This is a genomic window from Novosphingobium sp. ERN07, assembly GCF_012641335.1.
In the GTDB taxonomy this organism is placed as follows: domain Bacteria; phylum Pseudomonadota; class Alphaproteobacteria; order Sphingomonadales; family Sphingomonadaceae; genus Novosphingobium.
This window is the reverse complement of the sequence record NZ_JABAID010000005.1, coordinates 152,828-166,100: the sequence shown is the minus strand read 5'-3', so window position 1 is coordinate 166,100 and position 13,273 is coordinate 152,828. Positions and strand designations below refer to the sequence as shown.

17 protein-coding genes are annotated in these 13,273 nt (G+C 62.4%); 11 read left to right on the top strand and 6 right to left on the bottom strand.

Annotated elements, in window-relative coordinates; translation table 11 throughout:
* Positions 1-4: 4 nt before the first annotated feature.
* Positions 5-241 carry a MoaD/ThiS family protein gene (locus HGI47_RS09575; RefSeq protein WP_168852514.1) on the top strand — a complete coding sequence of 79 codons (237 nt, stop codon included), beginning with the start codon at positions 5-7 and terminating at the stop codon, positions 239-241.
* A complete protein-coding gene (locus tag HGI47_RS09570; RefSeq protein WP_168852513.1) occupies positions 234-677 on the top strand; it encodes a molybdenum cofactor biosynthesis protein MoaE in 444 nt (147 codons plus the stop codon). Before HGI47_RS09575 ends, HGI47_RS09570 begins: the two co-directional genes overlap by 8 nt.
* On the opposite strand, the gene HGI47_RS09565 is transcribed toward HGI47_RS09570, so the two are convergent.
* Complete coding sequence (locus tag HGI47_RS09565; RefSeq protein WP_168852512.1) at positions 674-1,204, bottom strand: hypothetical protein; 531 nt, start codon at positions 1,202-1,204, stop codon at positions 674-676. The genes HGI47_RS09570 and HGI47_RS09565 overlap by 4 nt on opposite strands.
* A gap of 249 nt (positions 1,205-1,453) precedes the next feature.
* Between HGI47_RS09565 and rplU the strand changes: the two genes are divergently transcribed.
* The 3 genes from rplU (at position 1,454) to HGI47_RS09550 (ending at position 2,853) form a co-directional block, all read left to right on the top strand.
* A complete protein-coding gene (gene rplU, locus HGI47_RS09560) occupies positions 1,454-1,750 on the top strand; it encodes a 50S ribosomal protein L21 (protein ID WP_011444588.1) in 297 nt (98 codons plus the stop codon).
* Positions 1,751-1,778: 28 nt separating this feature from the next.
* Positions 1,779-2,048, top strand: a complete 270-nt coding sequence (gene rpmA / locus HGI47_RS09555) for a 50S ribosomal protein L27 (protein WP_168852511.1) — start codon at positions 1,779-1,781, stop codon at positions 2,046-2,048.
* 235 nt (positions 2,049-2,283) lie between these two features.
* Positions 2,284-2,853 (top strand): GNAT family N-acetyltransferase, encoded by a 570-nt coding sequence (locus HGI47_RS09550; RefSeq protein ID WP_168852510.1) that lies wholly within the window; start codon positions 2,284-2,286, stop codon positions 2,851-2,853.
* A gap of 38 nt (positions 2,854-2,891) precedes the next feature.
* Here the strand turns inward: HGI47_RS09550 and HGI47_RS09545 are convergent, their stop codons facing one another.
* Positions 2,892-3,776 (bottom strand): metal-dependent hydrolase, encoded by an 885-nt coding sequence (locus HGI47_RS09545; protein ID WP_168852609.1) that lies wholly within the window; start codon positions 3,774-3,776, stop codon positions 2,892-2,894.
* A 37-nt stretch (positions 3,777-3,813) separates the two neighbouring features.
* Here HGI47_RS09545 and HGI47_RS09540 point away from each other — a divergent pair, with 37 nt between their 5' ends.
* On the top strand, positions 3,814-4,398 hold the full coding sequence (locus tag HGI47_RS09540; RefSeq protein ID WP_168852509.1) for a TetR/AcrR family transcriptional regulator: 585 nt from the start codon (positions 3,814-3,816) through the stop codon (positions 4,396-4,398).
* Here the strand turns inward: HGI47_RS09540 and HGI47_RS09535 are convergent.
* The gene (locus tag HGI47_RS09535) at positions 4,382-5,128 is read right to left on the bottom strand and encodes a folate-binding protein YgfZ (RefSeq protein ID WP_168852508.1); all 747 of its coding nucleotides are present in this window, start codon (positions 5,126-5,128) and stop codon (positions 4,382-4,384) included. The genes HGI47_RS09540 and HGI47_RS09535 overlap by 17 nt on opposite strands.
* Before the next feature lie 40 nt (positions 5,129-5,168).
* Between HGI47_RS09535 and pyrC the strand changes: the two genes are divergently transcribed.
* Complete coding sequence (gene pyrC / locus HGI47_RS09530; protein ID WP_168852507.1) at positions 5,169-6,206, top strand: dihydroorotase; 1,038 nt, start codon at positions 5,169-5,171, stop codon at positions 6,204-6,206.
* Here the strand turns inward: pyrC and rarD are convergent.
* On the bottom strand, positions 6,203-7,093 hold the full coding sequence (gene rarD, locus HGI47_RS09525) for an EamA family transporter RarD (protein WP_168852506.1): 891 nt from the start codon (positions 7,091-7,093) through the stop codon (positions 6,203-6,205). The genes pyrC and rarD overlap by 4 nt on opposite strands.
* Positions 7,094-7,300: 207 nt before the next feature.
* Between rarD and HGI47_RS09520 the strand changes: the two genes are divergently transcribed.
* The gene (locus HGI47_RS09520; protein ID WP_370521676.1) at positions 7,301-7,774 is read left to right on the top strand and encodes a glycine zipper 2TM domain-containing protein; all 474 of its coding nucleotides are present in this window, start codon (positions 7,301-7,303) and stop codon (positions 7,772-7,774) included.
* 116 nt (positions 7,775-7,890) lie between these two features.
* On the top strand, positions 7,891-8,118 hold the full coding sequence (locus HGI47_RS09515) for a hypothetical protein (protein WP_168852504.1): 228 nt from the start codon (positions 7,891-7,893) through the stop codon (positions 8,116-8,118).
* Between the two features lie 5 nt (positions 8,119-8,123).
* On the opposite strand, the gene astD is transcribed toward HGI47_RS09515, so the two are convergent.
* Positions 8,124-9,539: a succinylglutamate-semialdehyde dehydrogenase gene (gene astD / locus HGI47_RS09510; RefSeq protein WP_168852503.1), complete on the bottom strand. Its 1,416-nt coding sequence runs from the start codon at positions 9,537-9,539 to the stop codon at positions 8,124-8,126.
* 127 nt (positions 9,540-9,666) lie between these two features.
* Entirely contained in the window at positions 9,667-11,064 is a 1,398-nt protein-coding gene (locus HGI47_RS09505; protein ID WP_168852502.1) for a protein adenylyltransferase SelO, read from the bottom strand.
* A 74-nt stretch (positions 11,065-11,138) separates the two neighbouring features.
* On the opposite strand from HGI47_RS09505, the gene HGI47_RS09500 reads away from it, so the two are divergent.
* Positions 11,139-11,993 carry an alpha/beta fold hydrolase gene (locus HGI47_RS09500; RefSeq protein WP_168852501.1) on the top strand — a complete coding sequence of 285 codons (855 nt, stop codon included), beginning with the start codon at positions 11,139-11,141 and terminating at the stop codon, positions 11,991-11,993.
* Entirely contained in the window at positions 11,990-13,168 is a 1,179-nt protein-coding gene (locus tag HGI47_RS09495; RefSeq protein WP_168852500.1) for a glycosyltransferase family 4 protein, read from the top strand. Before HGI47_RS09500 ends, HGI47_RS09495 begins: the two co-directional genes overlap by 4 nt.
* Positions 13,169-13,273: the final 105 nt, after the last annotated feature.

The window sequence follows — 13,273 nt, the reverse complement described above, 5'->3', positions numbered from 1 at the left end:
AGCGATGGCGCGGCTGGTATTCATGGGGCGTCTGGAGGACGTGGCTGGCATGGGTGAAATGGCCGTTCAGGCTGGCCCGGTGGAGCAGGTTCTCGCGGGCCTTGATCCGGCGCTAGCGGTGGAACTGCTGGGCGAAAAAGTGCGCATGGCGCTTAACGGCAAATTGCTGACCGATATGGGCGGTGTGGTGCTGGTTGAGGGCGATGAACTGGCGTTTCTGCCTCCGGTCAGCGGTGGCTGAGGTCCGCCTTGCGCTTTCGCCGTTCGATCCGGCGGCGGAAATTGCCGGCTTCAACGCGCGTCATCCCCATGCGGGGGGCATCGTCACCTTTCTGGGGCAGGTGCGCGCGGGTGGCGGCGTAGAAGCGCTGGAACTTCAGCACTATGCGCCGATGACGCTGCCCGGCATGGAGGAACTTGCACGCATAGCGCAGGAGCGCTGGCCTGTTGAGGGGCTGCTGATTGTTCATCGTAGCGGCGTGATGGTGCCGGGCGATGCCATCGTGCTGGTTTGCGCGGCGGCACGTCACCGCCGCGATGCCTTTGCAGCGGCGGATTTCGCGATGGATCATCTCAAGAGCGAATCGTGGTTCTGGAAGCGAGAGAAGGCCGCGCAGGGCTGGCGCTGGATCGAGCCGCGGCCTGAAGATCATGAGGATCTGTCCCGCTGGGGTTAGGCGCCTAGCTTCGCCTTCAGTCCATCAATTCGCTGCGTTTCGGCTTGCACAAGCCCTTCCACTTCCGCTCGTGCCGCTCGCACTGCCTTTAGATCGGCATCCGAGCCGTCCACCGCGCGGTTGCTGGCTTCGGCTTCGAGCCGATCCAGATCGGCAAGCGGTAATGCGACGAGCGAACGCGCCGCTTCAAGCCCGGCGAGCGCGACTGATGCGACGGACCAGCTTTCGCTGCCTTTTGTAGCAGCGCCAGCCGCGCTGATAGTCCGAGTCGCAGAAGGGAGGCGTGATTCGAACGTGGCGTGGCCTTCGGCAGCCTTCGCGACGAGGGCGGACAAGCGGTCGGCAAGGCCCTCACTCATGATTGCTGGCGGCGTTGGGGCCGGGCGAACTGCCGATGCAGTTTGGTAGGCGTCCTCGGCTGGGCGGCGGGCGAGCGAAGGAAACTGGCTGCGGTCGGCGCAGCCCCCGATCAGCAGGGCAATTGCCGGTGCGGCCATTGCGGCAAGGGCGGAAATGCGCTTTGTCATTCCCGCGCCATAGCATGAGTGGCACCCGTCGCCAGTGTTCGCGTGTGGGGTCAGCGCAAAGACGCCTGATTTCAGGCAAGATCGCATTGACACGAGGCCCGGCTTTGACTATCCGCGCCCTTCTTTCCGGGGCCCTGCATATGGCGGGGAAACGGTCTTTTGCCCGTTGTCAGCGATTCGCAGGCGTAGGGCGCCTCATTTGGAATCGCCTCGGGCAACCGCAGGCTTTTGGAACGGATACACAGAACGATGTTCGCAATCGTGCGCACGGGCGGCAAGCAGTATCGGGTCGCTGCCGGAGACAAGATCGCGGTCGAGAAGCTGGCAGGCGAAGCCGGCGACAAGATCACGCTGGGTGAAGTCCTCCTCGCCGGTGAAGGCGATTCGCTGGCTGACGCCGCGAAGGTCACTGTTTCGGCAGAGATCATCGCTCAGGCGAAGTCGGAAAAGGTGATCGTGTTCAAGAAGCGCCGTCGCCACAACTATCGCCGCCGCAACGGTCACCGCCAGCAGATGACCCTGCTGCGCATCGTGTCGGTCGCCTGAGCGCAAACGGAATTCGGAGTAATCTGAGATGGCACATAAGAAAGCAGGCGGCTCTTCGCGCAACGGTCGCGACTCAGCAGGCCGCCGCCTTGGCGTTAAGAAGTTCGGCGGTCAGGAAGTGATCGGCGGCAACATCATCATCCGTCAGCGCGGAACCCGCGTATATCCGGGTGCGAACGTGGGCATGGGCAAGGACCACACCCTGTTCGCGCTGGCCGAAGGCCGCGTGCGCTTCCACGCCGGAAAGCTTGGCCGCAAGTACGTGTCGGTCGACATGATGGCTGAAGCAGCAGAATAACCGGATGGTCATTCAAAGGGCCGTCCTGATGGGATGGCCCCGCCAGCTTTTCGAAGCTGGCCGATAGAGGGGGAGGGCCAGGCCCGTCTCCCTCTTTTCATGTCTCCCTCGGATATCAACTCGCTTCCTCGCAATCGGACGTATTCCCCGTTCGATCCGGCGCAGGGCGCAATATCTCTGTCACGTCAGCAGCTTAGTTGCGCGTTGGCAGAGGGGCCGAGAATGGAGACTTGAGATGTTCATTCGCAGCGAACGGCTGTTCCTGCGGCCGGGCTGGCCGGAGGATTGGGCCGAACTCCACGCCCTGATCGATGACGAGGCCGTGGTCCGCAACCTTGCGCGCGCACCGTGGCCCTATGGTCCTGACGATGCCCGTCGCTTTGCCGCACTGCCGCAGGCAGGCCGACACCCGCATTTCTTCGTGACGCTTCCGGGCGTGCACGGGTCGCGGCTGATCGGATGCGTTGGGCTGACAGAAGCCGATGGTGATGCCGAAATGGGATACTGGATCGCGCAGCGTCACTGGGGGCAGGGCTATGCCACCGAAGCGGCGCGGGCCTTGCTGTCCCTTGCCCGCACGCTGGGGCACCGGCGCGTGATCGCCATGCCTTTTGCCGACAATGCCGCATCGGCGCGTGTGTTGGTCAAGGCCGGTTTCCGACCGACCGGCGAAGTGCGCCAGTTGCGCAGTCCGGCACGCATCGCGCCGACCGCAGCGCTTATTCATGCGGTCAACCTTGCAGCACCGGTCGATTGCGACGGGCCTGAGGATGGCGGTTTTGAGCCGATGCGACGGGCAGCATAACCAATAAAAAGGGCTTCCCGCAGGAAGCCCTTTTTCGTTCAGCCCCGCATCACGGCATCGGGAAATTCGCTGTCAGCCTTGCCGATCAGCGCCCGGTCGTCATGCTGCCAAGGGTGGAACCCCGGCAGGAAATAGCTGAGCCATGCGGGCAGGATGCGGCGGATCACGCCGGGTTTCCACAGAAGGTAGGCCGCCAGCTTCCACTTCCATTTCGCGCCGGTCAGGCCATCTTGCGCCAGCAGGTCCAGCGTGTCTTCGACGCGGTGCGTGATGAAGTTCTTCGTCACCACCACCATCATTAGCGATTTGACCTTCCAGCGTTTCCACCGGCTCCAGTCGCGCGTGGCGTGGAGCCAGGTGTCATAGGCGACGCCCTTGTGCTCGATCTCTTCGATTGCGTGCCAGCGCCACATGTCGGCCGCTTCCTGCTCAGCCCCGGCGAAATGCGCAGGGTTGGCAAGAAATTCGTGCGCCATCATCGCGGTGTAGTGTTCCAGCGCCATCGTTGCGGCAAGATTGAGGATGATCGGGCGGTCTTTGGTGAGCGCCAACATCTCTTCAACGCGCTTATCAATCCGCGCGATATCATAGCCCGCGTGTTCCGCCGCGCGGTTAAACGCAACGTGTTCGCGCGTGTGGTTGATTTCCTGGCGCACGAAGGCGCGGATTTCGGCTTCCAGCTTGGGTGGCACGCCATCGCGGTGGGCTTTTACCGCTTCGATGAAGAATGCTTCGCCGCGCGGGAACGTGGCGGACAGCGCATTGTGCCAAGCCGTTGCTACGGGATCATTGTTCAGCCACCAGCGGCCTGCGGGTTCGTTGCGGCCAAAGCGACGGTCGCGGATGGTGATCGTCAGGTCGGCGGGTGTCGGCGCAACCTTGCCGTTCGCGGCGCTGCGCTCTAGTGCGATAGTTTGGGTCATGGCTGTCATGGGTCACAATCTAGGCGTGCTTACATCAATGTCAATAAGGAAGCGTCTGCCGCCCGAAGAAAGCCGCATGGCCGCGCTCGAAGCCGCGCGCGCTCTGCTGGTGGAAACGGGACCGCAAGCCGTAACGCTTAAGGCTGTGGCCGGGCGAATCGGGCGCACGCACGCCAATCTTTTGCATCATTTCGGCTCGGCGGCGGGCCTGCAAAAGGCGCTGGCCAAACATCTGGCGGAAACTATTTGCGCGACGATTCGCGAAGCGGTGATCGCCAGCCGTTCCGGCATCGGCTGCCCGCGCGATGTGGTGGACCTCACGTTCGACGCTTTCGACAAGGAAGGCGCAGGCGCGCTTGCTTCGTGGATGCTGCTATCGGGCAATGAAGATGCGCTCGATCCCATCGTGGATACGATTCATGATCTGGTGGTGGATCTGGATGAATATCAGTCCGGTGCGCAGCGCAGCACTACGCTGGCGCTTACGCTGATGGCGCTGGGCGACGCGCTGATGGGTGGGCCACTGGCCCAGGCGCTTGATCTCCCGCGCACTGCCGCGCGGGACCGTGCCGAACAGATGCTGATCGAAGGGATCGCTGCGCAGGCTACTCAGGCGCCGTAAGCGACATCCACACCGGGGCGAGGGCTGGTGCAATGTCCTCGACCCGGCGATGATCCACTGCAAGGCCCAGATCGGGATAGGCGGCGCGCTGCCGCGGCGGGTCCGAATCGGTCAGCGGCACCACCACCAGCCTGCGGTTGACTTTCTGCCGCCAGTTCATGCGGGCGGTGTTTTCCTGCCCCACATAGCAGCCCTTGGTGAAACTGACCCCGTTCAGGTCCACCGCGTTGCATTCCAGCCACAAAACGTCGGAATTGCCCAGCTCTGCCTGTCCCTCGGTGACACCAAGCGAAAGGCGGTGCGCGCGCCAAGCATCGTCCGCAGCCTTGTCGTCAGCAGAAGCGGGCGCGATCCAGCGCTGACCGAGGGCGGAAAGGCGGGGGTCTGATGCGCCGCCATCGCCAGCGTGTGCTTCCCAGAACACGCCGAGTTCGTCCGCGCGTTCGATAGCAATCTTGCGCCGCAGCCGGTAAAGCGTCAGCCGTTTTGCCAGCGCGTTTGCCTGCGCGGCTTCGCAATCAATCAGCAGGCCATCAAACCCGTCTGGCCAGACGAGGAAGTCGAACATCACTTTGCCCTGCGGCGTCAGCAGCGCTGTCCATACCGGCAGCGCGCCTTTCACATCGTTGGTGACGAGGCCCTGCAGGAAAGCGGCAACGTCTTCGCCGGATTCCAGTGGCTTGAGGCGGACAAGGGCGCGTTCGAACAGGCGGGAAGGTGTGTCGGTCATGGGCTGGTAGATAGGCAGTGCCAAGGCTAAGGGGAAGGCCATGACGACCACGACTCTGACAATCCGTCGCCCTGACGACTGGCATGTTCACTTGCGCGACCGCGATGTGCTGGCGGGTGTCGCGCCCTATACGGCGCGGCAGTTTGCGCGCGCGATTGTCATGCCCAACCTTTCGCCACCGATGACCGATGTTGCGGGCGTTGCGGCTTATCGCGACCGTATTCTGGCCGCTTTGCCGCTGGGCAGTGATTTCACGCCGCTGATGACGCTTTACCTGACCGATTCGACTGATGTGGCCGAAGTTGAACGCGGTTTTGCCGAAGGCGTTTTCGTGGCGGCAAAGCTTTATCCTGCGCACGCCACCACCGGGTCGGCGCACGGCGTTACCGATATCCGCAACATCTACCCCGTGCTGGAAGTGATGCAGCGCATCGGAATGCCGCTGCTGATCCACGGCGAAGTGACTGAAGCGCACGTCGATATCTTTGATCGTGAGGCTGTGTTTATTGAACGCACACTGGCCTCGCTCGTGGCAGACATGCCCGAACTTCGTGTGGTGTTTGAACACATCACCACAGAAGAAGCCGCGCAATTCGTGGAAAGCGCCGGTCCGAACATTGCCGCGACGATTACGCCGCAGCACCTGCACATCAATCGCAATGCCATGCTGGTGGGCGGCATTCGCCCCCACGCTTTCTGCCTGCCCGTGGCCAAGCGTGAGAAGCATCGGCTTGCGCTGCGCAAGCTGGCGACGTCTGGCTGCGACCGGGTGTTCCTCGGCACCGATACCGCCCCCCATGCCAAGCACCTGAAGGAAGCGGCTTGCGGCTGTGCGGGCATTTTCAACGCGCCTTTCGCGCTGGAAAGCTATGTCACGGTGTTTGATGAGGAAGGCGCGCTCGACAAGTTCGAAGCCTTCGTCTCGCTCAATGGCCCGGCGTTTTATCGGATGCCGGTGAACGAAGGCACGATCACGCTGGAGAAAGCCCCGGTCGAAGTGCCTGAGGTTGTTGACTGCAACGGCACCATGATCGTGCCATTTCACGCGGGTGAGACGCTTAACTGGCGTATTGCCTAACCGGCGGAGCGCGACCGCTTCAGCATATCCCAGCTATAAAGCGCGATGGCCTTCCAGATCAGTGCAAAGCACGCAAGACGTGTGACGTCGAGCGATTCGCCAAACACCGTCAGCCCAAGAATGAAGCTGAGCGTGGGCGAAAGGAACTGGACGAAGCCTAGCGTCGATAGAGGCAACCGGCGCGCGGCAACGGCGAAAAGCAGAAGCGGAATGGCCGTCACTACGCCGGACGCCAGCAACATCGGCGTGATATGGCCACCCATGCCAAGGCTCGATCCTTCGGATGACAGGGCGGCTAACCACACGATCACGACGCCCGGCAACACCAGCAGCATCGTCTCTATCGTCAGGCCGGGCACGGCCCCCACCGGCGCTTTCTTGCGCACGAAGCCATAAAACGCGAACGTGAAGGCGAGCGACAGTGCCACCGCCAGCGTATCCAGTGCGCCACCCAGCAGCAGTGCGATACCCGCGCCTGCCAGCGCAACCGCTGCCCACTGCACCCGCGTCAACCGCTCGCCTAGAAAGACCGTGCCCAGCACCACGTTGATCAGGGGATTGATGTAGTAGCCAAGGCTGGTGGCCAGCACATGCCCGGTATTGATGGCGATCACGAAGATCAGCCAGTTAGATCCGATCAGCGTCGCGCTCAACGCCAGCAGGCCCAGCACATGGCGATTGCCCATCGCTGCCCGCACATCGGGCCACTGTTTGCGTGCCGAAATGATTGCAAGGCACACCGGCACGGTAAAGATCACGCGCCAACCCACGAGTTCGAGCGGCGGCACCGGGCGCAGTGCGTGAAAGAACAGCGGCAGGAGTCCCCAGCACACATAAGCGGCAAGTGCTGCGATGAGTCCGCGCCGCAAGGTCATGGATTCGTTCATATCCAGCGCCCTGCCAGTAATAACAGGCAGGGCCAAGCCCCTCGGAAAGAGTCGTTTCATCGGTGACCAGCTTCGGTCTGTCGCAAAATCTAAATCTGACGCTGCGGTTGCCATCTGTTCAGGTTGGAGAGCTTAAACCTTAACCAACGAAACAACAGGGCCAAGCTCCACACGGTGCGGGTCCGCCGAGAAATGAGGAGAACGATGATGTTCAACCTTAAGAATGCCGCATTGGCCCTTGTTGCCGCATCGACCGTTGCCACGGCAGTTCCGGCCGCCGCTGCCGTCCTGCCGCAGAGCCAGTCCGCCGCCGTGATGAACACCCAGTGGAACGAAGGCTGGGATGGTGAGCGCTGGGAACACGGTCGTGACCGCCGCGATTGGCGCAATGACCGCTACTATGGCCGCGGCGATCGCAATTACTATCGCAGCAATGACCGTGGTTACTATGGTGATCCGGTCTATCGGAACACCCGCGTTTGGCGCGGTAACGATGGACGTTACTACTGCCGTCGTTCGAATGGCACGACCGGCCTGTTGATCGGCGGCGCTGCCGGTGCCCTGCTTGGCCGCGAAGTGGCGGGTAACTATGGTGACCGCACGCTGGGCGCGATCCTTGGTGCTGCCGGTGGCGCGCTGCTGGGCCGTGAAGTTGACCGTGGCGGTTCGCGCTGTCGGTGATTTGGGTCGCTAAGAGTTAGACCGCCCTTCGGGTCGCACTGAAAGGTCGGCAAGGGAGCGCTCCGCTACGGCGAGGCGCTCCCTTTTTCTTAACCACACGGCACTAATCAGGATGGATGCGCTGCATACGCTTCACCATTCCGGGCCTGTGCCTTGCCCTTTCTGCTTGCGGTTCGCCGCAGGTGGAGCAGGATGGCGCGCCGCTCGATCCTGTCATGGCCGAAGCGTTGCAGGGGCAGTTGATGGTCGATCCAGATCTCAGCCAGCAGAACATGCGCAATCTGGCGATTGCGCCCGGTGGCCCGGTCGATCCCGCCTTGCCGCTCCCCGATCCGCAGAACTGACAGCCTTATTCGCTGCGCAGGCCTACGCCGATGCTGGCGCGCGGCTGGTCCATCTCGCTCGACGCGACCGGATAGGCGCAATAGTCTGCCGCGTAATAGGCGCTTGGCCGGTGGTTGCCTGAAAGCCCCACACCGCCAAAAGGCGCTGCCGATGATGCCCCATTCGTCGGGCGGTTCCAGTTGACCACGCCCGCGCGGATGTTTGCCCAGAAGCGGTTGTAATCCTGCGGATTACCGCCGATCAGCGATGCCGACAGCCCAAAGCGCGTATTGTTCGCCTCGGCAATCGCGGCGTCGAAGTCATCGACTTTCACGACTTGCAGCAGCGGGCCGAACAGTTCCACATCGGGCCGTTCTGCCACGCCCGTCACGTCGATGATCGCGGGCGAAAGGAACGGCAGATCGTCCTTCAGCCGTACCATGTGCTTGATCGGGCGACCGCCGGACGACAGCAGAAAGACGAAGCTTTCGGTCAGCCCGTCCGCCGTGCGGTTGTCGATCACCGGTCCCATGAACGGCGACGGTTCATCGAAAGGCGCGCCCACGATGATGCGGTCGGCAAGGCGCTTCACTTCGCCCACTACCTCGTCATACATTGATGCCTTGACGATCAGCCGGCGCGCTGCGGTGCATCGTTGCCCTGCGCTGGTGAAGGCCGATTGCACGATAAGTGTGGCCGCGTCCTGAACCTTTGGCGTGTCCCACACAACGATGGGGTTGTTGCCGCCCATTTCCAGCGCCAAGATCTTGCCGGGGTTTGAGGCCAGTTTCCGGTTGATCGCGATCCCGGCGTGGGCCGACCCGGTGAACAGCACGCCATCGATGCCATCATGCGCGACCAGCGCCTGCCCCTCTGCCGGGCCACCGATCAGCACTTGCAAGATTGCGGCCGAAATCCCCGCGCGATGGAAGCATTGTGCCAGCAATTCGCCAGTGGCGGGGGTCTTTTCGGAAGGTTTGAACACCACCACATTGCCCGCGATCAGCGCGGGCACGATATGCCCATTGGGCAGGTGCGCGGGGAAGTTGTACGGCCCCAGGACGGCCATCACGCCATGCGGCTTGTGGCGCAGCGCCGCCGTGCCCTGCAACGCCGAATCCAGCTTGCGCTGCGAAGTGCGGTCGGCATAGGCGCGGATCGAAATCTCGACCTTGTTGACGACGCTCTCAACCTCGGTCCGGGCTTCCCACATTGGCTTGCCCGTTTCGCGCGCGATTATCGTGGCGAGTTTATCGGCATCCTTGCGCACTTCGTTGGCAAAGCGGCGCACCAGTTCGATGCGCGTGGCAAGCGGTTGCGCCGCCCATGCGGGCCAGGCCCGCCGGGCGCGTGCGACCACATCGTCAACATCGCCAATCTTGCCGCGCCAGACTTCGGCACCGGTGGCAGGTTCAAACGATACGATTTCGGCAGTTGCCACGGATAATGCCTGCTCTTCCAATGCGTTCTTGCGAACAGTGTGGTCTGGTTCCTGGACTGTACCGTAACGTTCCAGACCTTACTGATTAAACAATATTCATCTGCCGGGCCACCCTCGGCGCACGATTTCACGCCACGGCATGACCCATTGGCAACGGCTTTTTTCCCATCGCTTCGCCCATGCGCCGGATGGCGGCCACTTTTGCATGAAGCGCGGACCAGTCGTCCTTCTCCGCAATGGGTTGCCATATGGCTTCGACTTCATCGATCAGCATGGATTGCGGGCCTTCGTCCGACCAGTAAGCATGGCTACTGTCGGTAGCGGAATAAGGTGCCAGCGCCTCGTTGAGCGCCGCGTCTACAAAGGCCTCGCGCCCGCCGCGATGCGCAAAGAAGAACGCATCCGGCCCGATCCCTTGCTCCACCATCACCTTCTCGCACACGCCGATCAGTGCCGTGTCTTCTTCGAGCCCGCGCGGCTCAAGGCCCAATCGCCAAAGCCACCGCCGCGTCATCGCTTGCTGGTACAGTTCGGGGTAGCGGTTCAACGCCTCAATCAGCGGAGCGGCCTCAACCAGCGTTCGCAGCGCCACCGCCAGTTGTCCGCAGTTCCAGTGGATAGCTTCGGGCTGGCGGCCGTAGGCATAAAGCCCCGCGTGGTCGAAATAGGCGGCGGTAAAGCCCGGCTCCCACTTCGGCAGCCAACGCCACGGGCCATAGTCGAAGCTTTCGCCGCTCACGTTCATGTTGTCGGAATTGAGCACGCCGTGGACGAATCCCGCCACCATGTAACTTGCCGCCATATCGGCCATCCGCTCTACCATCTGGTTGAAGAACCGCACGGCAGGGTGGGGGGCATCGGGGAAATCCGCGCCGGGGAAGTTCGCAAGGCAATAGGCCACCAATTGCGCCATCTCGTCTTCAAGCTGCAACGCGCCAAGCCGCTGGAACGTGCCGATGCGAATGTGCCCGTGGGACAGGCGCACCAGCACGGCAGAGCGTGTGGGCGAAGGTTCATCCCCCCGGAACAGCGATTCACCGGTTTCGATCACCGAAAACGTGCGGCTAGTGTTCACACCCAGCGCTTCAAGCATCTCGGTCGCAAGAATCTCCCGAACCGCGCCTTTCAGCGTCAGCCGTCCGTCGCCCGCGCGGCTCCACGGCGTCTGGCCCGAACCCTTGGTGCCAAGGTCCATCAATCGCCCGTCGGCATCCAGCATTTGCGCAAAGGTAAACCCGCGCCCGTCGCCAAGGTCCGGGTTGTAAACGCGGAACTGGTGCCCGTGATAGCGCAGCGCCAGCGGCCCTGGCATATTGTCGGGCAGTGGGGCAAAGCGTCCGAAATGGCGCAGCCAGTCCGCATCGCTCAAGTCAGCCAGGCCAACCTCACGCGCAGCGCGGTCATTGCGCCAGCGCAGCCGGGTTTCGGGGAAATCTGCCGCCTTGACCGTATCACCGATCCAGTCGGCCAGCGCCATGATGCGGGAGGAGGGGCGATAGATCGCGTCTTGCGGCAGCGCTGGCATCTGGCAATAGTGGCGATGCACATGCCTGCCCGCAAGCAGGCCCCACCCGATTTCACGCGGAATATCGAAAGATCATGGCAACCTACGAAGATCGCTACTGGACCAGCAGCGACGGATTGCGCCTGCATTTCCGCAATTATGATGGCGATTCCTCTCGCCCCCCGGTGCTTTGCCTGCCGGGATTGACGCGCAATGCCCGCGATTTTGAAGATCTGGCCGCATCGCTTGCCGGCAAATGGCGCGTGATCTGCCCCGAAATGCGCGGGCGGGGTGACAGCGATTATGCCAAAGACCCGATGACCTACACGCCGCTGCACTATCTGCAGGATGTAGAGGCGTTGCTCGTGCAGGAAGGGATCGATCGCTTCGTCTCCATCGGCACGTCACTGGGCGGGCTTCTCACCATGCTGCTGGCGATCAGCAACCCACAGCGCATCGCGGGGGCTGTACTCAATGATGTTGGCCCCGAAGTCTCGCCTGCGGGGCTGGAGCGCATTCGCGGCTATGTAGGGCAGGGGCGCAATTTCGAAACGTGGATGCACGCCGCCCGCGCGCTTCAGGAAAGCAGCGGCGATGTCTATCCCGATTGGGACATCACGCAGTGGCTGCGCTATGCCAAACGGATCATGGTGCTGGGCACCGGCGGTCGCATCGCTTTCGATTACGATATGAAGATTGCCGAGCCGTTCGAAGCGCCTGAAGGCGCGACGCCGCAGGTGGATATGTGGCCGATGTTCGATGCGCTCGCCACCCGCCCGCTCACCGTGCTGCGCGGGCAGAACTCCGATATCCTTACCGCTGAAACCGCCGCGAAGATGTCCACCCGGCCCGGCGTGGAACTGGTCACCCTGCCGCGCATCGGCCACGCGCCCACGCTTGATGAACCCGAAAGCATGGCCGCAATCGAAAGCCTGCTCGCACGGGTATGACAGGCCCCGTGACCGATACGGCAAAGTGCCCGCTCAAGGTGCTGCACCTGCATTCCACGTTCGATGCAGGCGGCAAGGAGCGGCGCGTTGTGGCGCTGATCAATCGTTGGTCCAAGCCGCCCTATGGCAATAGCATCGAACACCACATCGTTTCCGCCGTACCTTCGGCAATGGGCGCGCAATCGTTGATCGATAAGCGTGTAAAGGCGTTTTTCCCGTTCGGTTTCCCGCCTCTGGCTGGCAAACTGCGCATCGGTCGGCTGCAACGCCTCGCCCGCGCCATGCAGGGCTTTGATCTGATCCTCACCTACAATTGGGGCGCGATGGACGCCGTGATGGCCCACGCCGTATTCTCGCCATCGATGAACCTGCCGCCGCTGATCCACCATGAAGATGGCTTCAATGCCGATGAGGCGGGCGGGTTGAAACGCCATCGCAACTGGTATCGCATGATCGCCCTTTCGCGGGCGAGCGGCCTGATCGTCCCTTCGCGCCAGCTTGAGGATATTGCGATCAAGGCATGGCGTCAGCCGCGCGGGCGTGTTCGGCGCATTGCCAACGGCATCGATACCGCGCTCTATACCAAAAAGCCCCGGCCCGATGTGTTGCCACGTCTGGTGAAGCGCCCCGGTGAAAAGTGGCTTGGCACGCTGGCCGGCTTGCGTGCGGTCAAGAACCTGCCGCGCATGGTCCGCTCGATGCGCGATCTTCCGCCCGAATGGCATCTGGTCATTCTGGGGGAGGGACCAGAGCGCGAGGCGATCCTTGCTGAAGCGATCCGGCTGGAACTTGGGCACCGCGTTCACCTGCCGGGCCATGTTGCCGATCCGTCTGCTGCGATCGGTCTGTTCGATATCTTCGCGCTTTCTTCTGACAGCGAGCAGGCGCCGCTATCGGTGATAGAAGCTATGGCGTCGGGCCTTGCCGTTGCCAGCCCCGCGGTGGGCGATGTGGCTGAAATGGTCGCCGAAGAGAACCGCCTCTTCATCACACCACCGGGTGATGAAGAGGCGCTGACGGCTGCCGTGGCTGCGCTGGCCGGGGATGAAGCGCTGCGCCAGCGTATCGGCAAGGCCAATCGTGCTCGTGCTTTTGCGGAGTTCGACGAAAAGATCATGGCAAAGCGCTATTCCGAAGCCTATGCGCGGGTCTTGCCACGAAGCTGTTTCGATTGAACTGGCGCGCGGCGCTTCAGCCAGCGTTCACGCTGCGATCCGCAAACAAGCAATTCGGTTGAAAAGGCGGTCCCATCCGCTAAACACCGCGCCAGACAAACGCTA

Coding starts and splice junctions, on each gene's coding strand:
- rarD (WP_168852506.1), bottom strand. CDS start 7,093: ATGAACGAATCCATGACCTTGCGGCGCGGACTCATCGCAGCACTTGCC.
- HGI47_RS09500 (WP_168852501.1), top strand. CDS start 11,139: ATGGCAACCTACGAAGATCGCTACTGGACCAGCAGCGACGGATTGCGC.
- HGI47_RS09575 (WP_168852514.1), top strand. CDS start 5: ATGGCGCGGCTGGTATTCATGGGGCGTCTGGAGGACGTGGCTGGCATG.
- HGI47_RS09550 (WP_168852510.1), top strand. CDS start 2,284: ATGTTCATTCGCAGCGAACGGCTGTTCCTGCGGCCGGGCTGGCCGGAG.
- HGI47_RS09540 (WP_168852509.1), top strand. CDS start 3,814: ATGTCAATAAGGAAGCGTCTGCCGCCCGAAGAAAGCCGCATGGCCGCG.
- rplU (WP_011444588.1), top strand. CDS start 1,454: ATGTTCGCAATCGTGCGCACGGGCGGCAAGCAGTATCGGGTCGCTGCC.
- HGI47_RS09520 (WP_370521676.1), top strand. CDS start 7,301: ATGTTCAACCTTAAGAATGCCGCATTGGCCCTTGTTGCCGCATCGACC.
- HGI47_RS09495 (WP_168852500.1), top strand. CDS start 11,990: ATGACAGGCCCCGTGACCGATACGGCAAAGTGCCCGCTCAAGGTGCTG.
- HGI47_RS09535 (WP_168852508.1), bottom strand. CDS start 5,128: ATGACCGACACACCTTCCCGCCTGTTCGAACGCGCCCTTGTCCGCCTC.
- HGI47_RS09565 (WP_168852512.1), bottom strand. CDS start 1,204: ATGACAAAGCGCATTTCCGCCCTTGCCGCAATGGCCGCACCGGCAATT.
- pyrC (WP_168852507.1), top strand. CDS start 5,169: ATGACGACCACGACTCTGACAATCCGTCGCCCTGACGACTGGCATGTT.
- HGI47_RS09505 (WP_168852502.1), bottom strand. CDS start 11,064: ATGCCAGCGCTGCCGCAAGACGCGATCTATCGCCCCTCCTCCCGCATC.
- HGI47_RS09545 (WP_168852609.1), bottom strand. CDS start 3,776: ATGACCCAAACTATCGCACTAGAGCGCAGCGCCGCGAACGGCAAGGTT.
- HGI47_RS09515 (WP_168852504.1), top strand. CDS start 7,891: ATGCGCTGCATACGCTTCACCATTCCGGGCCTGTGCCTTGCCCTTTCT.
- rpmA (WP_168852511.1), top strand. CDS start 1,779: ATGGCACATAAGAAAGCAGGCGGCTCTTCGCGCAACGGTCGCGACTCA.